Below are 23730 nucleotides of genomic sequence, written 5' to 3'. Positions count from 1 at the left end.
GAATGTCGTCACCTGTCAGGACGACGGCTCCCGGAGCGAGGTTCAGGCTCGCACGGCACCACCTGGGGCCTTTGGCCGGAATCCACGGGGTGCCGTGCGCGCCTTCACGGGTGACAATCCGCTCTGACCTGCGGTTTCATCGGGAGAATTTGTACTGGTTCCAGCCAGTCCCGATCTTGATGCGTGTGGCCAAAGTCTCCGCCGAAGCCCTGCCGCTACCGGGGTGGAGACACAGCGTGCCGCCGGACGTACGCGCCAGGTAGTCGCCCGTGCCGCGGAGCGAGTCGTACGCCGTACAACGGCTACCCGCCGTCACCCGCGTACCGAAGGCGCCGCTGCCTCGCCCGGGTACGGAGGGAGCGTTCCGCCGGGAGCCGCCGGGAGCGGGTCCGGCAGCGCGTCACCGGTCAGGTCGCCGGGCGCGGCCGTGAACGTCCGTGTCGTCCAGCCGCTCGCGATCCTCGTGTCGATGGAGGCGGAGCCGGCCCCCGAGAGGGTGACGCCGGTACATCACGCCGTCCGCACGGCGCCGCATGACGCAGTCCTGGTGGCCGTCACGGTTCGGATCGGTCTGCGGCACCAGGTTGTACGCGCTTCAGGAGCGGGGTCCGGAACATGATTCCGGAACATGAAGTGCTGCAGGAAAGCGACTTGGGCCTGCCGCGGGCGTCACAGAGCAGCGGCCCGCGCCCGCACGCGTGCAGCACGAAAAGCGGCCCGTGACGGCCACGTTGATGAATCCGAGAAGTGCCCCCACTGCTCAGCAGCGGGGCCCCAACCTTCGGCTGAGCCGATCGGTACATGCCACAGGGCCCTTCCGTCACCGCAAATCGGCGGTGACGGAAGGGCCCTGACGGTACGGCCGGTCTGCTGCCGACCGGGGCGTGAGTCGCCGTTCGTGCCGGGGTCAGTCGCCGTTCGGCGCCGGCGTCGTCTTCTGGATCTGCAGCAGGAACTCGGCGTTGGACTTGGTCTGCTTCATCTTGTCCAGCAGCAGCTCGATGGCCTGCTGCGAGTCGAGCGCGTGCAGCACCCGGCGGAGCTTCCAGACCACACCCAGCTCTTCGCCGCCGAGGAGGATCTCCTCCTTGCGGGTGCCGGAGGCGTCCACGTCCACGGCCGGGAAGATGCGCTTGTCGGCGAGCTTCCGGTCGAGCTTGAGCTCCATGTTGCCGGTGCCCTTGAACTCCTCGAAGATCACCTCGTCCATGCGCGAGCCGGTCTCGACCAGCGCGGTGGCCAGGATCGTCAGCGAGCCGCCGTCCTCGATGTTCCGCGCGGCACCGAAGAAGCGCTTCGGCGGGTAGAGCGCGGTGGAGTCGACACCACCGGACAGGATGCGTCCGGAGGCGGGCGCCGCGAGGTTGTACGCGCGGCCCAGACGGGTGATGGAGTCCAGCAGCACGACCACGTCGTGGCCCAGCTCCACCAGGCGCTTGGCCCGCTCGATGGCGAGCTCGGCGACGGTGGTGTGGTCCTCGGCCGGACGGTCGAAGGTCGAGGAGATGACCTCGCCCTTCACCGACCGCTGCATGTCGGTGACCTCTTCGGGCCGCTCGTCGACGAGGACGACCATGAGGTGGCACTCGGGGTTGTTGTGCGTGATCGCGTTGGCGATCGACTGCATGATCATGGTCTTGCCGGCCTTGGGCGGCGAGACGATCAGACCACGCTGGCCCTTGCCGATGGGCGCGACCATGTCGATGATCCGCGTGGTCAGCGCGCCCGGCTCGTTCTCCAGGCGCAGCCGCTCCTGCGGGTACAGCGGCGTCAGCTTGTTGAACTCCGGCCGTCCGCGGCCGGTTTCGGGCGCCATGCCGTTGACGGAGTCCAGGCGGACCAGCGCGTTGAACTTCTCGCGGCGCTCGCCCTCCTTGGGCTGGCGGACCGCGCCGGTGACGTGGTCGCCCTTGCGCAGACCGTTCTTACGGACCTGGGCCAGCGACACGTACACGTCGTTGGGGCCCGGGAGGTAGCCGGACGTCCGAATAAAGGCGTAGTTGTCAAGAATGTCCAGAATGCCCGCAACGGGGATCAGAACGTCGTCCTCGGAAACCTGCGGCTCGCCGCCGAACTCGTCGCGGCCGCGGCGGCCCCGGCGGTCGCGGTAGCGGCCGCGGCGTCCACGCCGCCCGCCCTCGAAGTCGTCGTCGTCCTGCTGGCCCTGGCTGCCGCCCTGGCCACGGCCGTCGCGCTGCTGGCGGTTTCCACCGCCGCCGCCCTGACCGTCGTCGCCGCCCTTGCCGCGACGGCCGCGCTCACGGCGGTCGCCCTTCTGGCCCTGACCGCCGCCCTGGCCACCCTGGCCGCGGTCCTGGCGGTCGCCGCCGCCCTTGCCGCGGCCCTCGGCCGTGTCCACGGCGGTGTCGGCCTTGGTGTCCGTCTTGGCCTCGACCTTGGTGTCGGTACCGGCCTCGGCAGTGTCGGGGCTGCCGGCCTGCGCGGTCGCGCGACGGCGGCGGCGCTCACCGGCCGGCTGCTCGTCGCTCGGCTGGCCGGGGATCTCGATCTGCTGCGACGACGCCTTCCCGTCGGGGGCGTCCGCAGGGGCCTCGGCCTTGGAGTCGCCCGTACGGGCCCGGGAGGTGGCACGGCGCTTCGGCTTGGTCTCGGCCTCGGCGGCGGGAGCGTCGCCCCCCTTGCCGGAAGCTCCGCCTCCAGCCTGCTTCTCCTTGATGACCTCGATCAGCTGGCTCTTGCGCATCCGCGCGGTGCCCTTGATGCCGAGGCCGGAGGCGACCTGCTGGAGCTCGGCCAGGACCATGCCCTCGAGCCCGGTGCCGGAGCGGCGTCGCCGCGAGGTCGTACCAGTGGCAGCACCGGCGGCAGGCGCGGCAGCGTCCGTGGCGGGCGCGGAGGCAGCGCCGACCGTGTTGTCGGCAGTCACGCCCATCAGATCGGTGGTGTCGCTCACGAAGGGTCCTTCCCTGGAGCGGGCGTCGGCCTGTCTGGCTCGGCGACCGGTTGTGCTGTCCGGCTGTCGGTCCTGGTGTGCGGACCGGGCCGGTGCGGTGGTCCGCCGGTACGGCGGAGAGAACAATTGATGGCTCCGGCGCTCTTGGCGCCGATTTCCGGAGCGTGCTCGAAATCTGCTCAGGCAGGCTGCTCAGGCAGTTTGGGAGGCTCCCGGAAGAAGGTCGTCCCGACAGGGGGACAGTGAGCACCGCACCATGCAGGTGTCGGGTGCAGACATGAGGTTAACACTACCGGATCCAACAAACATTCCCCCTCTCCAAGACCGGCAATCGTGTGTCATGACAGCGGCAGAACACTCGCGCCTGCCATGTCGAGCGTCAGACGGTTGGCGGCCCATCCTTCGCCCGCCAGTTGTGCGACCTTGTCGGCCGCACTGTCCTCGGCCAGCGCGAGCACCGTGGGCCCCGCACCGGAGATGACCGCGGGGACACCGTCCGCCCGCAGCCTGCCGACCAGGGCCGCGCTCTCGGGCATCGCCGGGGCCCGGTACTCCTGGTGGATACGGTCCTCGGTCGCGGCGAACAGCAGCTCGGGCCGCCTGGTCAGCGCCTCGACGAGCAGTGCGGACCGGCCCGCGTTCGCCGCCGCGTCCACGTGCGGGACCGTACGCGGCAGAAGGCCGCGCGCGGTCTCCGTGAGGACCGGCTTCGCGGGCACGAAAACCACCGGCACGATGGAGTCCGCCGGTTCCATCCTGATGGCGCGCGCCGCGCCCGCCTCGGTCCACGCCACCGTGAATCCGCCCATCAGGCAGGCGGCGACGTTGTCGGGATGTCCCTCGATCTCGGTGGCCAGTTCGAGGAGCGCGACGTCGTCGAGCTTCTCGGCCCCGCCTATGGTCACCGCGCGGGCCGCGGTGATCCCGGCACAGATGGCGGCGGACGAGGAGCCCAGACCGCGGCCGTGCGGAATGCGGTTGGCGCAGACCACCTCCAGACCGCGCGGCTGCCCTCCGAGCAGGTCGAACGCCGTCCGCAGGGACCGTACGAGCAGGTGGCTCTCGTCGCGCGGGAGGGTGTCCGACCCCTCACCCGCGATGTCGACATGCAGGCCGGAGTCGGCCACCCGGACGACCACGTCGTCGTAGAGCCCCAGACCGAGGCCGAAGGCGTCGAAGCCCGGGCCGAGATTGGCGCTGGTGGCGGGGGTGCGCACCCTGACGGCGGCGGCGCGGAAGGCGGGACCGGCCATCGCTCGATGACTCTCCTTGGTGTGGATCTTCAGAACTGCCCCTGGGCGTCCCCGGGACGCATCCCCTGGCCCGGCGTCAGCAGCGCGCATCCAGGGCGGAAAGGCTGCGGCGGGGCGGGGTTCGGCCTCCAGCCTATCGAAGGAAGGTTCCTCTCCGACATAGGGCGCACGGGAGGCGCACGAAGCGTGTCGCGCGGTGTCCCGTGCTTCCCCGGTGCGTTTCAGCCGTCACCGGTGGTCTCTCCCCGTCCACGAGCCCCGTCCACCGGCCGTCATGCCAGGCCCAGCCGTTCGGCCGCGGCGTCCGCGTCCACCGGCACGGTGACGGGCTGCGGCGCACCGGCCACCGCCCAGTCCGGGTCCTTCAGGCCGTTGCCGGTGACCGTGCAGACGATGCGCTGGCCCGGGTCGACCTTGCCCTGTTCGGCCGCCTTCAGCAGCCCGGCGACGCTCGCCGCCGAGGCCGGCTCGACGAAGACGCCCTCCTGCGAGGCCAGCAGGCGGTACGCCGACAGGATTTGACGATCCGTCACCTCGTCGATGAACCCGCCCGACTCGTCCCGCGCCTGCTCGGCCTGCGCCCAGGACGCCGGATTGCCGATCCGGATCGCGGTCGCGATGGTGGCCGGCTCCTTGACCGGGGCGCCCCGCACGATCGGGGCGGCGCCCGACGCCTGGAAGCCCCACATCCGCGGGCGCCGCGTGGAGTCGCCGCTCTCCGCGTACTCGCGGTAGCCGCGCCAGTACGCGGTGATGTTGCCCGCGTTGCCCACCGGCAGGACGTGGATGTCGGGAGCGTCGCCGAGCGCGTCGACGATCTCGAACGACGCGGTCTTCTGGCCCTCGATGCGGTACGGGTTGACCGAGTTGACCAGCGCCACCGGGTACTTCTCCGACAGACCGCGGGCCAGGGTCAGGCAGTCGTCGAAGTTCCCGTCGACCTGCAGGATGCGCGCCCCGTAGACCAGCGCCTGGCCCATCTTGCCCAGCGCGATCTTCCCCTGCGGCACCAGCACGGCGCAGACCATCCCGGCCCGCACCGCGTAGGCGGCGGCCGAGGCGGAGGTGTTGCCCGTGGAGGCGCAGATGACGGCCTGCGCGCCCTCCTCCTTGGCATGCGTGATGGCCATCGTCATGCCGCGGTCCTTGAAGGACCCCGTGGGGTTGGCGCCCTCGACCTTGAGGTGGACCTCGCAGCCGGTGCGCTCGGAGAGGACCTGGGCGGGCACCAGCGGCGTACCGCCCTCACGGAGCGTGACGACCGGCGTCTTCGGGGTCACCGGGAGCCGGTCGCGGTACTCCTCGATGATGCCGCGCCACTGGTGGGTGCCGGTGGGCCGGTCGACGATTGCAGGCATGGTTCCTTGACTCCCTATTCCCCTTCGACCCGCATGATGCTGGCGACGTCGCGCACGGTGTCGAGCTGCCGCAGCGCCTCGACGACCGCCGAGAGGGCGGCGTCCGGCGCCCGGTGGGTGACGACCACGAGCGAGGCCTCCCCGTCCTTGCCCTGCTGGCGGACGGTGTCGATGGACACGTGGTGCTCGGCGAAGACCGTGGACACCTGGGCGAGCACACCCGGCTTGTCGGCCACGTCGAGGCTGATGTGGTAGCGCGTGACGACCTCGCCCATGTGGCCGACCGGCAGCTGGGTGTAGGCCGATTCGCCCGGACCCGTCGTCTCGCCCACCTTGTTACGGCAGACGGCGACGAGGTCGCCGAGGACGGCGGACGCGGTCGGCGCACCGCCGGCGCCCGGACCGTAGAACATCAGCCGGCCGGCGGCGTCCGCCTCGACGAACACCGCGTTGTACGCCTCGCGCACGGAGGCGAGCGGGTGCGTCAGCGGAATCATCGCGGGGTGCACGCGCGCGGTGACCGAACGCCCGTCGGCGGCGCGCTCGCAGATCGCCAGCAGCTTGACCGTACAGCCCATGCGTTTCGCGGAGACGATGTCCGCTGTGGAGACCTCGGTGATGCCCTCGCGGTGCACGTCCTCGATGGTCACGCGGGTGTGGAAGGCGATGCCGGCGAGGATCGCCGCCTTGGCGGCGGCGTCGAAGCCCTCGACGTCGGCGGTCGGGTCGGCCTCGGCGTACCCGAGGGCGGTGGCCTCGTCGATCGCCTCGCTGTAACCGGCGCCGCTCGTGTCCATCTTGTCGAGGACGTAGTTGGTGGTGCCGTTGACGATGCCGAGCACGCGGTTGACCTTGTCGCCCGCGAGCGACTCGCGCAGCGGCCGCACCAGCGGGATGGCGCCGGCGACGGCCGCCTCGTAGTAGAGGTCCGCGCCGTGCTGTTCGGCGGCGGCGTGCAGGGCCGCGCCGTCCTCGGCGAGCAGCGCCTTGTTCGCGGTGACGACGCTCGCGCCGTACGCGAAAGCGGTGGTGATGAGGGAGCGGGCCGGCTCCAGCCCGCCGATGACCTCGATCACCACGTCGATGTCGCCGCGCTTGACCAGCGCGGTGGCATCGGTCGTGACCAGTTCGGAGGGCACGCCCTCACGCTCCCGGCCGGGGCGGCGTACGGCGATCCCCGCCAGCTCCACCGGGGCGCCGACGCGTGCCGCGAGGTCGTCCGCGTGCGTCGTCATGAGGCGCGCCACCTCTGAGCCGACCACTCCACAGCCCAGCAGCGCCACCTTCAGCGGACGCGTACGCATCATCCGACCTCACTTCCCTGCCTATAGGTGCTGAACCAGTCTCACTCACCGGACCGGACTTTCTATCCCCGTTCCAGAATCCGAGACTCACATCCCGGAATCTGGTTCCGGCCTCCGCTGCGCCCCCGCGCTCACCCGCTCCTGGAGCCCGTTCCGCCCGGGCTCACCCGACGTCCAGGCGCAGCAGGTCCTCCTCCGTCTCGCGCCGCACGATCACCCGCGCCTCGCCGTCGTCGACCGCGACCACCGGCGGACGCAGCGCATGGTTGTAATTGCTCGCCATGGAACGGCAGTAGGCGCCGGTCGCGGGCACCGCGATCAGGTCACCGGCCGCCACGTCGGCGGGCAGGAACGCGTCCCGTACGACGATGTCGCCGGACTCGCAGTGCTTGCCGACGACACGGGCGCGCATGGGCTCGGCGTCGGAGCGGCGGGAGACGAGGGCGACGCTGTACTCGGCGTCGTAGAGGGCCGTGCGGATGTTGTCGGACATGCCGCCGTCCACGCTCACGTACGTCCGCAGGCCCGGCAGCGGCTTGACGGTGCCGACCTCGTACAGCGTGAACGCGGTCGGGCCGACGATCGCGCGGCCCGGCTCCACCGAGATCCGCGGCACGGTCAGCCCGGCGGACTCGCACTCGCGGGTGACGATCTCGCCGAGGGCCTTGGCGATCTCGTGCGGCTCGCGCGGGTCGTCCTCCGAGGTGTACGCGATGCCGAGGCCGCCGCCGAGGTCGATCTCCGGCAGCTCGACCCCGTGCTCGTCGCGCACCTGCTTCAGCAGCCCGACGACGCGGTGGGCCGCGACCTCGAAGCCGGAGGTGTCGAAGATCTGGGAGCCGATGTGCGAGTGGATCCCGACGAGTTCGAGGCTCTCCAGGCCGAGCACGCGCCGTACGGCCTCGGCCGCCTGGCCGTTCGCCAGCGGGACGCCGAACTTCTGGTCCTCGTGCGCGGTCGCGATGAACTCGTGGGTGTGCGCCTCGACGCCGACCGTGACGCGGATCTGCACGCGCTGGCGCCGGCCGAGCTGCCCGGCGATGTGCGCGACGCGGACGATCTCCTGGAACGAATCGAGGACGATCCGTCCGACGCCCTCCTCGACGGCGCGCCGGATCTCCTCGGTGCTCTTGTTGTTGCCGTGCAGGGCGATGCGCTCGGCGGGCATGCCCGCGGCGAGCGCGGTGGCGAGCTCGCCGCCCGAGCAGACGTCGAGGTTGAGGCCCTCCTCGTGCAGCCAGCGGACGACGGCGCGGGAGAGGAACGCCTTTCCCGCGTAGAAGACGTCGGCGCCGTCCCCGAACGCCTGGCGCCAGGCGCGGCAGCGGGCGCGGAAGTCGTCCTCGTCCAGGATGTAGGCGGGGGTGCCGAACTCCTCGGCGAGCTGCTTGACGTCACGGCCGCCGACGGTGACGACGCCGTCGGCGTCACGCGCGACCGTACGGGACCACACCCGCGGGTCCAGCGCGTTGAGGTCGGCGGGCGGTGCGGTGTAGTGGCCCTCGGGCAGCACGTCGGCGTGGCGGGGGCCGGCGGGGTGGGCGGAGCGGCTCATGGGTCTTCTTGTCTCCTCGGATCCTCGTCAGAGGTGTGCGGGCGCGGTGATGCCGAGCAGGTGCAGGCCGCCTGCGAGCACCGTCCCGGCAGCCTGGGCGAGGGCGGCGCGGGCTCGGTGGGCGGCCTCGGGTTTCTCGTCACCGCGAGGGAGGACGGGGTGATGCGCCTGGTGGCGCAGGAACGCGTCGGCCGTCGCCTCGAGGTGCCGCGCGAGCCGGTCGGGCGCGCGGAGGCGGGCGGCGGAGGCGAGGACGCCGGGGTACTCGGCGAGGAGGGCGGCGGGGTGGGCGCCGTCGGGGGTGGGGCCGACGGGGGGCGCAGCGGGATCGCCGTGTGCGGCGTCCCTGTGTGCGGCGTCGCTGTGTGCGGGATCGCCGCTCGCGGGGTCGGTTGCCGACGGGTCGGGGGTGATGCCCAGGTCGGCGGCGTTGCGCAGGGAAGCGCAGGCGCGGGCGTGAGCGTACTGGACCCGGAAGAGGGGGTTGGACTCGCGCTGGGCGAGGAGCCCGGCGGGGTCGGTACGCGGGTGGTCGTGGGCGGCGGGCCGCAGCAGCGCCCAGCGCGTGGCGTCGGGCCCGAGGGTCCGCAGCAGCTCGGCGGCGGGGTGGGGGGCGGGGACGGGGCGGATGCGGCCGGCGCTTGCGGCGGGGGCACCGCGCAGGGCGCTGATCTCCCGTGCGTTGATCTCCCGTGTGTTGATCCCCAGGGCGTGGACCCAGAGGGGATCGGGCTCGCCGCCGCAGAGGAGGCGGACGTCGGTGGCGCCCTGGGTACGGAGGATGCGCGCGAGGGCGTCGGCGGTGAGGGCGGCGCGGATGTCGGGGGCGAAGCGCAGCTCGACGGCAGCGGGAGCGGAGATGTCCTGGTCCGGGTCCTGGTCCGGGTCTTGGTGCTCGGACCCGTACGCGTATCCCTGCCGGTGACCGTAGAAGGAACCGGCGGCCAGGACGTCCTGGACGACCGCGCTGTGACCGCCGCGCTCGAGCGTGATGTTGAGGAAGCCGGGCTCGGCGATCTCGACCCGGGCGACTCCGGCGGTCTCCTGGATCCGGGCCCGGAGGATCTCGGCGACCTGACGCGGCGGACGGCCCGCGTGAGGGGCGAGCTGCAGGGCGACGTTCGTCGCGTAGTCCCCGCAACCGGGCCGCGGCGGCCGCCGCACGACGACGCGCGCCGGGACCGGCGCACGCAGCTCACCAGCCTCGACGGCACGACGCACGGTGCGGAGCACGGTGCGGGAGAGCTCGGCGGGGGTCACGTGACCAGCGTATGGGAGGTGGGGAGTGCGTCCGCGAACAGGTTTCCCCGGCGGTGGAGGCGCAGGGGGAGCGTAGGGGGTACGCGGGGTGCGGACGGGGGCGGATGAACGGCCGCGGCGGGCGGCGTGGCGGGGGCGGAGATGGCCCTGCTGCCGGAGGGCCCCGGCTGCGCGGCCCGGAGTCCGCCTCTGTGCCCTGGCTCAGCCGGCCGGACGGACGGCGGGCTTGGGGCCGCCTCCCCCGCCGTCGGGCCCGCGGAGGCACGAGTCGGGTGCGCCGGCGGCCGTACGCCCGGCGAGCCGCCGCACGAGCCGTACGAGATCGGCGGGCTCGAACGGCTTGGCCAGGAACGCGGCGACACCGACGGACTGCCCGCTGTCGAGCTCGAGTTGGGTACAGGCGCTGACGATCGCGACGGGGATGTGGCGCGTATTCGGATCGGCATGGAGCCGGGCCGCGGTACGCAGTCCGTCCAGTCGGGGCATGACGACATCGAGAGTGATGACATGGGGCCGGACGCGCTGCACGATCTCCAGGCACTCGGCACCATCGGCCGCGGTCACGACCTCGAACCCCTCGAGTTCGAGATTGACCCTGATCAGCCGCCGGATGACCTTGTTGTCGTCGACGACAAGGACCCGACCCGTCGAGCCAGGCACAACCCGAGAGTAGGTCGAGGACTCCGGCTGCGTCCGGGTTTTGCCCACTTCCGACACCTGCGGGGGACCCCACAGGACGCGTGACCGCCCGGAAAACCCTGTTCATGGGCACCCCTGCGGAGCTGGTAGTGTTCTACCCGTCGCCGCAACGCGACGTGTCGCCCCCGTAGCTCAGGGGATAGAGCAACGGCCTCCGGAGCCGTGTGCGCAGGTTCGAATCCTGCCGGGGGCACTCGCCCAACCACCTATCAATTCTGGTACGTGACCAGGGCGGATGTCGACAGGAAAGAGCGGGAACCAGTCTCACTGGGTCCCGCTCTTTGTCGTTGGTACGCGCCAGTTGCGATAGAGCTGCGATAGAGGTCAGTGGGGAAGCTGCTGTACGCGCCGCCTGACGGCCCAGCGCGCGACTGCCGCCACCAACCGCCGCTGGGAGGGGTTTCGTTGCAGAGGACCATCCGCTACGACAGGCAGAACGAGAGCCTGATTTTCGGGGAGACGAAGAGGGTCTACCGCGACGTGGGCTTCACCCTCCACGTAGCAGAGCTGACATCCATCAAGGCAACGGACTTCCGGACAGCCCTGGCGAGCGGCCTGGGCTACCGCGATGAGGTGTACGTCGTAGAAGGCGACTACGACGAATTCGACGACGAATACAGCCCGTCCGGCCCAGTGAGCTTTGGTGAGCATCAGGGCAGACTGTTCGTGCGCGTCCAGGTAGTCACCAAGGCGCACGAGGACGACGACGAAGGTTCACCAGAGGAGCTCTACCGATCCGCCCTCCGCCCCTACCTCGACCGCCGCAAGGCCGTGCTGCAGAAAGTAGAAATGGTTGGCAGCCAAGCGGCATCTCCCTGGGTGTGGGACTTTTACATCGAATGCAACCTTCGCATGAGAACCGCGGAAGATCTGTACGAGATCGGCCGTGGGGCGATTGCTCTACTCGATGCCCTCGCAAGCGGCCACCTCACACGTGAGACCACGTTGGACCTCCTCAGGGCAGGACATGCAGACGTCCTCGTGGGACAGCCTGAGGGGTCTTGGCTCGACGTGAAGAGCAGCCACTATGACCTGGACTCGACACAAGGCAAGATTTCCCTCGCGCAGTCCATCTCAAGGTTTACTAACGCCGAGCACGGCGGAATTGTTGTGGTCGGCATGAAGGGGAAGAAAGTCCCGGGCGGAGAGCTTATTCATAGCATTCATCCTGTCCCCGTCGACGGTAGAACGCTGCGCCGGTACCAGAGCGCCCTGGAGCACCACCTCTACCCACCACCTGACCTCTTGGATATTGAGTGCCATGAAGCTGACGGAAAGGGCATCGTGTTCGTCCACGTCCCCCCGCAGCCTGAGGAACTGAAGCCTTTCTTGGTACACGGCGCCGTAGTAGACGGCCAAGTGGAGGGCGCTTTCATCAGCATTGTGCGCCGCCGAGGTGAGGGATCCATTCCTATTACCGCTCCCGCCATCCACTCCACGTTGGCGGCTGGCCGCGCCCTGCTGAGACGCGGCCAGGTTCCGGAGTAGATGGCAGAGCGGGTACTCAGACCGGCCAGTCCAACTCTTCTTCAATCTTCCTGTTCATGGCTTCTTCTTGGCCGTAGATGCACCCCTCATAGACGCGATGGATCACCTCTGGCGAGTTGCCGACTCGGCGGGCGACCTCAGCCACGGGCACGCCAGCGTTCAGCCACGTCGTGATGCACGTGTGCCGCAGGTCGTACGGCCGCCCCCCGAGAATGGACGCCTGCAGGTCCGGCGAGAACGCGTACTCCCGAGCGTCCCGCCACACGCGCCAATAGGTGCTGCTGCCCACGAGACCGCCCCTCTCGTTCGTGAAGAGCCGTCCATCCTTGGCCGTGCCAAACTCATCCAGGTGGGCGCGGAGCATGGCCACAAGCGGCGGGGGGACGGGAACCGGTCGGTCATCCTTGGCCCCTCTCGACTTCAGGCCGCGCTTGTCGTGGCGCTCTCCGCTGTCTGTCCATTGCTTGCCCGACACGGGGTGCGTGGCATGGAGCGTCAGAACGCCCCACCCCTTTTCCGGAAGGAAGCAATCAGCCTTCCTGAGACCCACAGCCTCACTCGGCCGGAGCCCCGCGAAGTACATGACCGCGTAGAAGCCCACCAGGCGCCGGCCCTTCTTGCGGTCCCATGTCCCGACGTACGAGACCGACGCGAGGAGTTGAGCAGCCTGCGTCTTGTTCACAAGAACACGGGGGTCCACACGGTCTGATGAGGAACTCTTCACCTTCTTGAGGACGGTGAGTGGGTTCTCCGTCAGAAGCTTGCGCTCGATGGCGTATTCAACCGCTGTGTTGAGCGCGCGCCGACGACGACGGGAGGTCTCCCCCGCCGCGGGAGTGCCGTCCAGTTTGAAGGAGATCCGATACTGAACAGCGCGGAGAATCTTCGGGTCTTCCAGCGAGGAGACGAGAAGCGATTTCTTGGAGATCCATCCGTAGGCGTCTTCAAGTTCCTCCGGCGGGTCAAGTTCGGCGTTCTTGGGAATGACCGCCCATCGGAAGGCAAGGCGCAGCTCTTCCGGTGACGGCATCTTCTGTTCCTGCTCCACCAGGGCCAGCGTTACCGCTGCGAGCCCGTCGGCGATTCCCTCGCGGGTCTTTGCCGCAGCGGTCGGCCAGCGCATCGCCATGTACTCGCGGCAGAATGCGAACCAGGGAAGTTCCTCACGGACTTGTTCCACAGTGGCTTCGGCCCGCACCTCGGATTCAGGCAGACCGTCGGCGATGCGGAATGCCTCGCCGCGGCGCATTGCCTGCCACAGTTCAGATCTGCGGCTCTCTGCGAGAGCCACCGTGGCGAAGGTGGCGCTACTGACCCTTCCTCCGACTTTCCACCGGAGTTGGTAGGGACGGGTCTTGCTCTGCGCCTTGGCCACTTTCCACAGGCGCACATCGAGCGAAAACCCGTCCAGGGCCGGGCGGTTGTTCTGCTCGGCCCCGTTGTCGGTGTCTTTCGTCACGCGCTCTCCTCCAGCGTCTGGAGCCACCGACTCAGTTCAGACCGACGGATTCGCACCGCGCCGTTCGGGAGCTTGATGGACTTCGGGCCCTTCTTGTACTGCCGCCAGCGGTAGAAGGTCGCTCGCGGTACGCCTATCTCTTCGATCACTTCGGGGATGGTCAGCATCTCGTCGCGGGGCTTGGCCACGACTCCTCCTTGGGCGAGAGGGCAAGGGAAGGTGGTGAGACCAGCCGAGAGCCGCCACAGAAACCACGAAAACCACAAAAACCCTGGATTGATGGGCTGACCTGCGGTGATGCCGCACAGTGGGGACTGCCACAGAAATCGCGGGAAGTTCCACAGAAATAGGTGGCCGGACCGGCGGGGGCCGGTGGCGGGCTATTTCTGTGGCTTCTCGGTTGGTTTCTGTGGCAGCCTCCGCAAGCCCCTGACAGCGGTGTCCATGCTGGTCAGGGGCTTGCCGGGCCTATTTCTGTGATTCTGTGGTTTCTGTGGCGGGGGTCAGGCGGTCGGGTCGGTCAGGCGGGGGTGGATCAGGTAGCGAGGAGAGGGCGGCCGACCGCGTCCTCCGCTGCGCTGGACGGCTTGGGCGCGCACGTACCCGTGGTCTTCCAGCAGGGCCAGCACCGGATCAAGGTCGTTGGCGGTGCGGAACTCGGAGCGGGAGAGCTTGACCATCAAGTCCCGCTTGCTGACCTCACGCCACCCGTGGGCGTGGAGCACTTCCAGCACGGTGCGGGCGCGCTCGACGATGCGGTCAGCGCCCATGGAGTCGAACGCAGCGAGGCTGTGGCTGATGAAGTACTCCGCCAGCGCGATCGCGTCGCGCATGGTCGCTTCCGCCACGGGCACCATGTGCCCCTTGGTGAGATGTTCGGCGAGGTGCAGCAGAGCCGCCATGCGCGCGGTGGCGCCGACCAACTTTCCGCCCCAATCGCCGATCTGGCCCATGATGCCGCCGCGGGCTTCCAGCATCGGTTCCACCCGCGCCTGAAAGGCTTTGAGGGCGGCGACGGCCTCCGGGGTGAGCTGGACGAGGGCCGGATCGGTCCACTCGGCGAGGAACAGCGTCAGGTCGAGGACGTGGCGCCGGTAGGTCTCCATCACTTGCTCGGGGATGGGGTCCGGCTCGATCTTGCGGCGGCCGACCAGCGACTCAGGAACCGAGTAGAGGAACCTGCCGAGCAGGCCGCGGCCCTTGAACCCGTCCTGGCGTCCGATGTCGTCCAAGACCTGTGGCTGCACGCACAACCCCATGGTGAGGGCGGGGTGTTCGATGTATTCCTCTCGGGTCTGCCGGTCGACCTTGAGGCGGTCACCTGCGTGGCCTTTGAGGAAGACGCCCATGTTGGGCTTGCCGGAGTAGCGTCCGGCGATGATGTCGAAGATGTCGCCCTCCGCGGACATGACGGAGATCCGACCTCCCTGCTCGGCCATACGGGAGGTGACGGTCTCGGCGGTGGTGTCGTCGGCGAGCAACTGCGGTTTGGCCGGCACGCTGACGCTGTCCGCGGTCTGTGCCAGCGCGATCGCCGTGGAGACCAGGTCGTCCCGCTCGTCCGCGCTCGCCGATGCCGCCTTGGCGGTGGCCTTGTCGGCTGCCTCCTTGGCGAGGCGGGCGGTCATCTCGGCTTCCACGATGGCCGGTTGGGTCAGCGTGCGCAGTTGCTGCTCCGCCTCGTACAGCGGGTCGGTGAGCAGACCGAACACGGCGGACTTCCGGTTGGCGGGCGGCAGCGAGACGACGACGTAGAGGTTGGTGGGCTCGCGCCAGTGTCCGCGTACCTGCACCACTGCCCTGCCGCCGGCCGCGGTGGCGAGCACGGACAGGGCGATGCATCCGGCGAGGTCGACGGGGGTCTGTGTCTCCTCGGCGACCGCGGCCACGAACTCCCGCAGCCACCCCGGAAGCGAGGCGGTGGGGAAGGGGGCGAGCTTGCGCGGTCCTGCGAGGGGCACGGGGGCGTCCCACACGGGTGCGGGTGGCTCGTCGAGGGTGGGCAGTCCGGCCCACAGGTCGGTGCTGTCCATAGGCTGTGCGGTCATGAGGCTGCCCTCCCTTCGGTGGGATCGCCAGTGTGCGGGTCAGAGCCAAGTGCAGTGCGGACGCCTTCGGCGACGTTCCTTCGGTCGCCTACGGTGACCCGCAGTGCGGCCTGTGTGGCGTTCTGAGGCGGTTTCAGGGAATTGAAGGGCTTGTAGGTCATGCGGCGCCCCTCTCGGCCGCGCTGAGGCCGTTCGCGACCGCGCGGCGGGCGTAGGGCTCGGGGACACCGACCGAGACGGCCGCGGCCACGATCTCTGCCCCGATCACATCCAATCCGCACGGTCCAGGGCAGCCGGTGTGCTGTGCGGCGAGGAACCGGGCCGCGCCGAACGCCTGTGATCCGGCACCGGATTCGACGCGGGAGCGCACGAGGGTGAGGCCGCGTTCCAGGCCGGTGCGGACGTAGCCGTCGGTGTGGCGGCATCCAGTGGCAACCGTCCGGTCCCAGGTGGCGCGCTCGGGGAGGGAAGAGACCACCTCCCCGCGGGCGGGGGTGGTCTCTTCCTTCACCACCAGGTCGCGGAACACCGACGGCAGATCGGCCACGCGGCCGACGCCCGGACCGAGCCAACGGGCGTACGACATCAGGGACTTGATGTCGACGCCCGGCCGCACCGCGTTGTGCGACCCCATGACGCCCCGGTAGACCCAGTGCTCACCGCGCGTCGTCGCCACGGTTCGGGTAGGGGGCAGGGTGTCGCGGGCCCAGGCGACGGCCGCCGGGTTGTCGAGGTCGACCACGGTCAGCCCCGCCCCTCCGGGGTGGTAGCCGACACAGACGGCCCGCTCCCATGCCGCCACCCACAAAGGAGAGCTGACGACGCTCCGGTCGGTGGTGGCAGCGGCCCACGCGTGGCAGGGCGCGGGGCACCGGCAGGCGCCCGCGCGCTTCATGTTCGGCCGCCCGCCGCATGCGTTCTTGGCGCACGCACGGCAGTTGCCGAACGGCACCTTCCCGTCGCGCAGCGGCAGCACCGGCACACCGACGGTGGCCAGGTGCAGCGCGGTGCGCAGATGACTGCCGTCCTGGTGGCTTGTGGCGCGGGGGCGCGGGGTCTTGCGGTCAGGTGTCATGCTGGAGGTCTCCTGTTCTGTCGAAGGGACGGAGAACCGGGGCGGTCGCGGTCTTTGGCGAGAGGCGACCGCCCCAGCCGCATCTAGAGGTCGGTCAGGGCGTCGGTGGGGATCTCGTAGACGTTGATGACCTCGTTGACGCCGGTCCAGTAGCCGGGCGTGTAGTGGACGTAGCCGACGTGCAACGGCGTGCCGTCGTAGGCGGTGGTGGCGTAAACGTGCACGGCGTCTACGACGTTGCTGGGCTGCTTGCGGGCGCTGCGGATGGAGGCGGCGGCCTCGTGTGCGGTCAGCCGGATTCCGCCGCTGCGACGGTCGTCGATGTGGGTGTACTGGGTGGCGCGGCGGGCGATGGTGCTGCGTGCCATGGCGGTTGCCTTCCTTCGTGTCAGTGCTGAGTGGGGCTGCCGACGGAGGGGAGTTCGGGCAGGCCTGCGGTCTCCAGCGCCTTGGGGTCGAAGCCGGGGAGCGTGGAGCGGATGACGAGCGCCTGTGCGAGCTGTTCGGCGTAGGCGGATCCGGTGCGTGCGACCTCGATCTGTGTCGTGGCACGGAGGGTTTCGACGCGCTCGACGTGCGCGTACTCCTCGCGCCGCTCGCTCGTCTGTCGCTCGTACGCAACGGTCTCGCGGCGGTCGTGGCGCCAGTAGCGGGCGGCGAGGCCGTAGGCGCCGGCGGTGGCGAGCGACCACAGCAGCAGAGGCAGTGAGAGCCCGTCGGCGTATCCGGCGACCCCGGCGAAGGCGAGCGCGCCGGACGCGGCGAACGCGGTCCCCACGAGTACGGAGTCGCCGGTGCTGTTGCCCGCGGCCACGCCCGCAGCGGCGGCCCCGAGGGACAAGGACCCCATCAACACGGCGTTGCCGACGGAGTGTTCGGCACCGTTGGTGTTCCAGATCCGGGCCAGTGCGAGCACGGTCGTTGTGGCGATGGCGGGCGCGGCCTTGGGCGCGGCGATCGCGAGCCAGTGCCGGGCGACGATGGGTTCGTTCACGGGATTCCTCCGGTCAGTTGCCGAGCTGGGACAGGAACCGGGCGAAGGACGCGACCAGGTCGTGAATCGGGCCGTAGGCGCCGGTCCCGGCGGTGAAGAAGCCGAACAGGAACAGCAGCACCGCAGCGCCCGCGTTGGCGGCTCGGGTCTTGACGGCGATGACGGAGGCGATGCCGAAGAGCAGCACGGCGGAGATGGTCAGGGTCATCGCGAGCCCTCCGGGCGCGGGGTGTCGGTGCCCGCGCGGTAGATGCGGGCCCAGCGGTTGTAGAGCCAGCGGCCGACGCGTATGCGCTTGCCGGTGGCGTGGCAGCGGCGGCAGTCCTTGCCGCGCTTGAGCTGTCCCTTGCGGTTGGTCTTGAGGGCGTGGCCCATGCCGCGGCACTTGCGGCAGTTGCCGAACGGCGAGGCGGCACACACAGCGACGTAACACAGAGTCACGCCAATGAGCAGGGTGATAGCGAGCAGGGTGAAGGTCATGAAGCGCCCTTCCAGGCGGGTTTCAGGGGTTTCCGCAGGTGGGCCGCTATGCGCTAGCGGCCTGATCAGGGCGGGTTTGGGGTGCTATCGGGGCCGCTATCGATAGCGGGGTGTGGCGCTATCGATAGCGGCCCCCAAGGCTCAGCCCGCGTCCCGCTTTCCGTCACGCTCCGCAATCGCTGCGGTGACGTGGGAGCGGTCGATGCCCCGCTTGTTGGTGAACTTGCCCTCGATGCGGCGCCCCACCTGGACCGTGGAGACGCCACGGGGCTTCAGGGCCGCGGCGAGTGCGTCGGAGTCCCATCCGTCGTAGACCTCGGGGCGCAGTTCGGCGAGCCGTGCGACGACGGTCTCGGACCACGCCTTGGTCTCCTTGGCGGGGACGACGGCGAGGATGTCGGCGAGCAGGTCGTAGCCGGTGCTCGCGTCCGTCTCCGGCTCTTCCCCGAGCGCGTGCCCGGACAGCAGTCCGGCCTGTTCACGGGCCTTGCGAGCGCGGGCGGCGATGCTGTCGGCGCCGGGACCGTCGACGTAGACCGAGCCCACGATCCGCGCGTCGGAGCCTTCGCCCACGAAGTAGTGGATGCCCTTGTCGCCCCAGGCGAACATGGTTGCCCGCACGCCGCGCTTGTAGGCGGACGTGCCGAGCACCATGTCGTTCTCCAGCTGGCCCATGACCTTCAGGCACCAACGGGCCGACGCGTTCGCAGAAATCCCGGTGGGCAGCGCCTTCGCGTCGGGGCGCTGGGTGGCGAGCAGCAGCACGATGCCTGTGGCCGGACCGCGCTTGACCAGGTCGGTGGCGATCTCCTCGAACTCGTCCTTGTGCTTGGGGTGCTCGAACAGCACCTGGCACTCGTCCACCCCGATCACGATGGGGTGCAGCCCGAGGGAGCGCTTGTCGGCGAGTTCGCTGGTCACCTTGGACTCCGGGCAGATGTCGCGCGGAAGAGAGCGGATCACCTTGGTCCGGCGACGCAGTTCCTCGCGCAGCGCCCGGAAGTCGTTCAGCGCGTACTCGATGGCGTCGTCATCGTCGCCCGCGGCGTGCCGGTGCGAAACGGCGTTGCCGACCGGGTCAAGGTCGCCGGTGCCCTTCATGTCGTACGTGTGCAGCTCCGCCCGCGGGTCCAACGCGGCGATCAGCAGCAGGAGACGGAGCAGGAACGTCTTGCCCATGCGCGGGATCGCACCGATGATGCCCGCGATGTACATCAGGGTGACCTCGACCCACCGTCCGCGCTGGTCAGTGCCGTAGGCGACGGGCTTGAACAGGTTCACCGAACCGCTGGTCAGCAGCGGCCACTTGGGCTTGCGGGAGGTCGACATGTCCTGATCGCCGACCCACAGCACCAGGTGCCCGGTGTGCTCGTTCGGTACCGCCTCGGGCCACACGCAGCCCAGCGGCCGGCGCAGACCGGAAGCGAGCCGGTCGCGCCGCTCGATGACGTCCGTGACCGTCACTCCGTACGGGAGGTTGCCCTCCGCCCGCCAGCCCGGGCCATCGCGGGTGATCGGGGCGGTGAACTCGAAGCCGTCGCGGCCCTTGCCCTGCGCCTGGTTGATGGCGGGGATGCCGAGCGAGCCGAGCGCCCGCAGCACGATGTCACTGGTGAGCTTGACCGCCTTCGGGAGCTCCACCGCGCGGTGGATGACAGGGTCGTCCGCCTTGCGGCCGGCGAACCCGAGCGCCATCACGACCGCGCCGACCGAGACGGCCTGAAGCCAGTCGGGGGCGAGCACATAGATGGCGAGCGCGGAGCCGAGCCCGACGAACATCGCCAGCACGGTCACGAGGGTGCGCAGCCGGACCCGTCCGTCGCGCTGCCGCGACAGCTTCAGGTACTCGGCAGCGTCCTCACGCCGCACGGCGGCGAGCCGGACCGGATCGCCCTCGCGATCGGTCATCCAGCGCAGCGTGCCGCCCACAAACTTGGCCGCACCGGACGGCGCCTGAAGGGTCAGCCGCGCGGCGTAGACCGGGGAGCGCAGCGCGTGATAGCCGACCGAGTGCGCGTAGTGGCGTGCCACCCAGCCGGTGGCGGTCTTCAGCTCCGCCACGGACTTCAGCCACAGCGGAACGACCGGACGGCGCTGCGCGGCGAGCAGCCGACCGAGGTAGCCCGGACCGGTCGCCTTGCGGGCCGGAAGGTCGACCAACCGGCGGGCGGTCGGATCGTCCGACTCGGCAGCCGACCGGTCCGGCGCGGAGTCGGCCGCCGGGTCGGAGTCGGGTCGGGTAGTCGGGTCGGCCGACTGGTCACGGGCCGACCGTGCCTTGTCGAGGTCGACTACCTCGCCCCCGGAGTCGGCTGCCATGTCGGCTTCGAGTCGGTTGAAGAGTTCGTTCTCGTCGTCGGGGTGCTTCACTGAAGGTCCCTTCCAAGGGAAAGAGGCGGGGTCCGGCCGTCGCTGTAGGAGGTGGGCGGACGGACCCCGCCGGGGTTGTGGTGCAGGAGTGTTCAGGTGGCGCGCTGTTCCTCGGGGTACGCGCAGGGCACGCAGATACCGAGCGAGGTGGGGATGACGTATCCCGCGTCGGTGCGGCACTGCAGGCAGGTGCGGCGGGCGCGCATCGCCTTCGCGAGCGCGTTCCACTTGCCGGGCGTCATCGGCCGCACAGGCTTGGCGCGGTCGACGCGGTAGAGGTAGGCGACCAGCGGTCCGCGCCGGTAGCGCGGACGCAGCACCTGAGCCGCGATCGGCTGACCGCCCGGACGTAAGCCACGGGCGCGCAGTTGGCGGCGCGTGGCGAGCCCATCGGGGGCGTAGCGCCACGGGTAGGTAGGCATGCCGAACTGGCTGCCGGTCGGGTCGTAGCACTTGCCGAATGCCGCGGGCATCAGGCGGCCTCAGCCCCGGACTCCTCACCCTCCGCGTCGTCCACGGAGTGCAGCGGGCGGCCGTCGGCACGCTCGGACTTCAACGCATCGCGCAACGATCGGGCGTTGGTTGCCGAGCAGTGCACTTCGGTACGGATGCGGTCCGCGGTCAACTCCGCGTCCTTCCACTCCACGGTGACCGTGCGCGCCTCGGTCAGCAGCTCCTCGAAGGTGCGTTGTGCCTTGGCCTTGGGTTTGGGCCGTCGGCGCGGGCGCGGCTTGGCATCGACCGAGGGCGCCGGCGTGTCCGCCGGGGCCGGGGCGGGGGTGGTCCCTTCAGTGGCGGGGGCAAGGGCACCCATGCGCAGCATCACGCGCTCGCGGCGCGGGGTCTTGGACCGCCACTTGCGGCCGTATCGCTCGCGCAGATCCGCGCGCGCCAACTGCCGCTCCTTCTCCCGCGCCAGCGCCTCGGAGTAGGAGGTGACCTCCCACAGCGTCATGCGACGCCACAGCGCGAAGGTGGAGGGGAAGGCGAGCAGCCAGCGAGAGAACCGGATCTTCTCCATCCGGCGGCCGGTGGCCGCGCCGATCCGCACGGCGTAGATGTGCGCACCGATCTCAGAGAAGACCACCCACAGCAGCGGCATCGTGCCGTGCGCGACCTTGGCCGACAGGGAGTGTCCGGCCGCGATGTTCAACCCGCACGTGATGAGCGTGAGCGCCCAGGGCACGAACCGCACCCACGCAAGCGCCATGTCCATCCGGATCAGCAGCAGGTTGGCGACGGTGAACACCGGAATGGCCACGTCGATACCGACCGGCAGCATCCACGGTGACTGGAAGCCCCAACTTGCCGCGGCAGCGGACACAGCGTCGAAGGAGGAGATCAGTCCCAGCGCGCCGACCGCGGCGGCCGCGAGCGCGCCGATTCCGGCGAGTCCGATCTCGGGGCGGGTCAGCGGCGGCACTGCGGACGCGGGCGTCTCGGGGGTGGTGGTCATGCTGCGTCCTCCGTTCCGCCGGACGTGCCGGGGCGGCCGGCGCGGCGGTTGTTGACCGTCCCTGCCTGTGGGGTGAGGTCCAGGGCGGTCAGCCAGTCGGCGCCGGCACGCTTGGCCGCGTACATCTGCTCGTCAGCCAGGCGCAGCAGCGTGGACAGGTCCACATCGTCGGCGCGGGGGTCGTAGGCGACGGCACCGATGGAGGCACCTACGGCGAGGGTGCGACCGTCGACGGTCACCGGCTCTTCGATCGCTCGGGTCAGCTCATTGAGCGTCCAGGACAGATCCGCGAGGCTCAGCACCCGTGCGACAGCGGCGAATTCGTCGCCACCGAGGCGGACCACGGTGGCGTCGTTGATGGCTGCCCACTCGGTCAGCCGTCGGCCGGTGGCCACGATGATGGCGTCTCCGGCTGCGTGCCCGTGGGTGTCGTTGATCTCCTTGAACTTGTTGAGGTCGATGACGTAGACCGCGCTGCGACCACCCGCCAGCACCTTCGTGGCACGCTCCGCGAACGCATCCCGGGTCAACAGGCCGGTGAGCGGGTCACGGCGGGCAACCTCGACGCGGTGGCGAAGGCGCAGCGCGTGCAGGGACCATCCGGCCGCCATCGGCACTCCGGCCGCAGCGGCGAACAGCAGCTCACTCATGCCGCAGCCCCCTTGCGTGCCGCACGCCGGCGGGCGGGGCGGACCAGGGGGACGACGTCGAACAGGTCCGGGTTCTCCTCGATGACCTGCGCCGCGATGCGGACCAAGTCATCGGGAAGGTTCGGGTTGTCGGCGAGGATGTCGCGCGCCGCGTCCTCGCGGGCGGCGCGTTCTTCGTCCGTCTCGCCCTCGACCCCGAGCCACAGCTCAACCGGGGTACCGAGCGCGAGTTCCGCGAAGTCCTCGACAGAGATGGCCTGTTGGCGGCCGATGTACGTACGCATGGCAGTTCTCCTGGCATCGAAGGGTGCCGGGGCGGTCGCGGTCTTTGGCGAGAGGCGACCGCCCCGGGAAGAGCTGAAGCGTGGGGGGACAGGTGCTAGCTGATCTGGACGTAACCGCTGGTCACCCGGCGGCGGGTGCTCAGATGCGAGGCGCCCGTGATGCGTGCGCACCCCGAGGTGGCGCTGACCGCGAGGCGGCCGGTGGCCTGCGGTGTCGCGGCCATCCGAACGTTGCCGGAGGTGACGTTCAGTCGGGCGCAGTGGCCGCTGTAAGCACCGATACCGAGGCTGCCCGAAGTGAGGTTGGCGTCCAGCGGGCCGGTCACGTCGTTGACGATGACGCTGCCGCTGGTGACCGTGACGTCGAGGGCGCCGACGCGGTCAGCGGCCAGAGACCCGGAGGTGCCGTCGTACTCCAGTCGCGCCAGCGTGCCCGTGACGACCGTGTCTGCAGTGTGCGTGCTGATCACCGCCACCGACCGTGCGGGCAGGTGGACCTCAGCGGTGATCGGCGTGACCACGTCTCCGGTCGGGCCGGTGGCGGTCACCTCGCGGCCGTTGATGAATACCTTGCCGCCACCGTGACCGGTGACATGCACGTTGCCGCTGATGATCTGCACGCCGTTGCCGCCGGAGAACGTCAGGGTGCCGTTGCCCATTCGGATGGTGGTGCTGTCGCCCGTACCGCCAGCAGCATCCGGGACGCGAACCTTCAGGTTCTGACCGGTGAGGCTGACGGCGGTGTCACGGACCGCGTCGGCGGACGGGCCCGAGGTGGCTTCGGTCTTCAGCACTACACGCGCTCGCTTCAACGTCGGTTCGACGACGACGCGGATGCTCCCCACGTTCATGGTCAGGTCCAGGGCGATCGGGCCGAAGGCGTCCACGGGAATCGTGCGCTCAGTCATGGCGAACTCCAGGAGTCGATGGGACGTGGGAAGTGCCGGGCGGTCGCGGTCCTTGGCGAGAGGCGACCGCCCGGGAAGAGAGGTGACCGCCGCATGTAGCGCGGCGGCGAGGTGAGGTGGTGCGTTGTCTCCTTCGGGAACACGAGCTCCCGGTTCAGGCGTATGAAGACGTGAC

22 protein-coding genes and 1 tRNA gene are annotated in these 23730 nt (G+C 69.9%); 2 read left to right on the top strand and 21 right to left on the bottom strand.

Going from position 1 to position 23730, the window contains the following annotated elements; genetic code table 11:
- Nucleotides 1–907 precede the first annotated feature (907 nt).
- From rho to ABZ822_RS03620, 7 genes are all read right to left on the bottom strand, one after another.
- On the bottom strand, nucleotides 908–2914 hold the full coding sequence (rho, locus tag ABZ822_RS03650; RefSeq protein WP_360846324.1) for a transcription termination factor Rho: 2007 nt from the start codon (nucleotides 2912–2914) through the stop codon (nucleotides 908–910).
- Nucleotides 2915–3252: 338 nt separating this feature from the next.
- On the bottom strand, nucleotides 3253–4167 hold the full coding sequence (gene thrB, locus ABZ822_RS03645) for a homoserine kinase (protein WP_360846322.1): 915 nt from the start codon (nucleotides 4165–4167) through the stop codon (nucleotides 3253–3255).
- A 272-nt stretch (nucleotides 4168–4439) separates the two neighbouring features.
- The gene (thrC, locus tag ABZ822_RS03640) at nucleotides 4440–5525 is read right to left on the bottom strand and encodes a threonine synthase (protein ID WP_360846320.1); all 1086 of its coding nucleotides are present in this window, start codon (nucleotides 5523–5525) and stop codon (nucleotides 4440–4442) included.
- Between the two features lie 14 nt (nucleotides 5526–5539).
- Nucleotides 5540–6832, bottom strand: coding sequence for a homoserine dehydrogenase (locus ABZ822_RS03635; RefSeq protein WP_360846318.1), 1293 nt, complete (start codon nucleotides 6830–6832; stop codon nucleotides 5540–5542).
- 160 nt (nucleotides 6833–6992) lie between these two features.
- Nucleotides 6993–8384 carry a diaminopimelate decarboxylase gene (gene lysA / locus ABZ822_RS03630; RefSeq protein ID WP_360846316.1) on the bottom strand — a complete coding sequence of 464 codons (1392 nt, stop codon included), beginning with the start codon at nucleotides 8382–8384 and terminating at the stop codon, nucleotides 6993–6995.
- Nucleotides 8385–8411: 27 nt separating this feature from the next.
- Nucleotides 8412–9644 (bottom strand): ArgS-related anticodon-binding protein NrtL, encoded by a 1233-nt coding sequence (nrtL, locus tag ABZ822_RS03625; RefSeq protein ID WP_360846314.1) that lies wholly within the window; start codon nucleotides 9642–9644, stop codon nucleotides 8412–8414.
- A gap of 201 nt (nucleotides 9645–9845) precedes the next feature.
- Nucleotides 9846–10304 carry a response regulator gene (locus ABZ822_RS03620; protein ID WP_360846312.1) on the bottom strand — a complete coding sequence of 153 codons (459 nt, stop codon included), beginning with the start codon at nucleotides 10302–10304 and terminating at the stop codon, nucleotides 9846–9848.
- 160 nt (nucleotides 10305–10464) lie between these two features.
- Between ABZ822_RS03620 and ABZ822_RS03615 the strand changes: the two genes are divergently transcribed.
- Together ABZ822_RS03615 and ABZ822_RS03610 are read left to right on the top strand one after the other, a co-directional pair.
- Nucleotides 10465–10536: transfer RNA gene (locus tag ABZ822_RS03615), tRNA-Arg, on the top strand.
- Between the two features lie 134 nt (nucleotides 10537–10670).
- Nucleotides 10671–11831 carry an ATP-binding protein gene (locus ABZ822_RS03610; protein ID WP_360846310.1) on the top strand — a complete coding sequence of 387 codons (1161 nt, stop codon included), beginning with the start codon at nucleotides 10671–10673 and terminating at the stop codon, nucleotides 11829–11831.
- Nucleotides 11832–11847: 16 nt separating this feature from the next.
- Here the strand turns inward: ABZ822_RS03610 and ABZ822_RS03605 are convergent, their stop codons facing one another.
- From ABZ822_RS03605 to ABZ822_RS03540, 14 genes are all read right to left on the bottom strand, one after another.
- Nucleotides 11848–13290, bottom strand: a complete 1443-nt coding sequence (locus ABZ822_RS03605) for a tyrosine-type recombinase/integrase (protein WP_360846307.1) — start codon at nucleotides 13288–13290, stop codon at nucleotides 11848–11850.
- Nucleotides 13287–13478 (bottom strand): helix-turn-helix domain-containing protein, encoded by a 192-nt coding sequence (locus ABZ822_RS03600; RefSeq protein WP_101400676.1) that lies wholly within the window; start codon nucleotides 13476–13478, stop codon nucleotides 13287–13289. The genes ABZ822_RS03605 and ABZ822_RS03600 overlap by 4 nt, the downstream gene beginning before the upstream one ends.
- 315 nt (nucleotides 13479–13793) lie before the next feature.
- Nucleotides 13794–15323 (bottom strand): YfjI family protein, encoded by a 1530-nt coding sequence (locus tag ABZ822_RS03595; RefSeq protein WP_360847016.1) that lies wholly within the window; start codon nucleotides 15321–15323, stop codon nucleotides 13794–13796.
- A gap of 172 nt (nucleotides 15324–15495) precedes the next feature.
- A complete protein-coding gene (locus tag ABZ822_RS03590; protein WP_360846305.1) occupies nucleotides 15496–16413 on the bottom strand; it encodes a bifunctional DNA primase/polymerase in 918 nt (305 codons plus the stop codon).
- An 83-nt stretch (nucleotides 16414–16496) separates the two neighbouring features.
- On the bottom strand, nucleotides 16497–16781 hold the full coding sequence (locus ABZ822_RS03585; RefSeq protein ID WP_360846303.1) for a hypothetical protein: 285 nt from the start codon (nucleotides 16779–16781) through the stop codon (nucleotides 16497–16499).
- Nucleotides 16782–16801: 20 nt separating this feature from the next.
- Complete coding sequence (locus ABZ822_RS03580) at nucleotides 16802–17407, bottom strand: hypothetical protein (RefSeq protein ID WP_360846301.1); 606 nt, start codon at nucleotides 17405–17407, stop codon at nucleotides 16802–16804.
- 13 nt (nucleotides 17408–17420) lie between these two features.
- On the bottom strand, nucleotides 17421–17615 hold the full coding sequence (locus ABZ822_RS03575) for a hypothetical protein (RefSeq protein ID WP_360846299.1): 195 nt from the start codon (nucleotides 17613–17615) through the stop codon (nucleotides 17421–17423).
- The gene (locus ABZ822_RS03570; protein WP_360846297.1) at nucleotides 17612–17887 is read right to left on the bottom strand and encodes a hypothetical protein; all 276 of its coding nucleotides are present in this window, start codon (nucleotides 17885–17887) and stop codon (nucleotides 17612–17614) included. The genes ABZ822_RS03575 and ABZ822_RS03570 overlap by 4 nt, the downstream gene beginning before the upstream one ends.
- Before the next feature lie 141 nt (nucleotides 17888–18028).
- Nucleotides 18029–20257, bottom strand: coding sequence for a cell division protein FtsK (locus ABZ822_RS03565; protein ID WP_360846295.1), 2229 nt, complete (start codon nucleotides 20255–20257; stop codon nucleotides 18029–18031).
- 92 nt (nucleotides 20258–20349) lie between these two features.
- Nucleotides 20350–20730, bottom strand: coding sequence for an RRQRL motif-containing zinc-binding protein (locus ABZ822_RS03560; protein ID WP_360846293.1), 381 nt, complete (start codon nucleotides 20728–20730; stop codon nucleotides 20350–20352).
- A complete protein-coding gene (locus tag ABZ822_RS03555) occupies nucleotides 20730–21713 on the bottom strand; it encodes a DUF2637 domain-containing protein (protein ID WP_360846291.1) in 984 nt (327 codons plus the stop codon). Before ABZ822_RS03555 ends, ABZ822_RS03560 begins: the two co-directional genes overlap by 1 nt.
- Complete coding sequence (locus ABZ822_RS03550) at nucleotides 21710–22363, bottom strand: GGDEF domain-containing protein (protein ID WP_360846289.1); 654 nt, start codon at nucleotides 22361–22363, stop codon at nucleotides 21710–21712. Before ABZ822_RS03550 ends, ABZ822_RS03555 begins: the two co-directional genes overlap by 4 nt.
- The gene (locus tag ABZ822_RS03545; RefSeq protein WP_360846287.1) at nucleotides 22360–22647 is read right to left on the bottom strand and encodes a hypothetical protein; all 288 of its coding nucleotides are present in this window, start codon (nucleotides 22645–22647) and stop codon (nucleotides 22360–22362) included. Before ABZ822_RS03545 ends, ABZ822_RS03550 begins: the two co-directional genes overlap by 4 nt.
- 95 nt (nucleotides 22648–22742) lie before the next feature.
- Entirely contained in the window at nucleotides 22743–23555 is an 813-nt protein-coding gene (locus tag ABZ822_RS03540; RefSeq protein ID WP_360846285.1) for a DUF4097 family beta strand repeat-containing protein, read from the bottom strand.
- Nucleotides 23556–23730 lie beyond the last annotated feature (175 nt).

It is taken from the genome of Streptomyces sp. NPDC047108, assembly GCF_040643575.1.
Lineage (GTDB): Bacteria > Actinomycetota > Actinomycetes > Streptomycetales > Streptomycetaceae > Streptomyces.
Note: the sequence above shows the minus strand (reverse complement) of the source record. Positions and strands in the feature narration are given on the sequence as shown.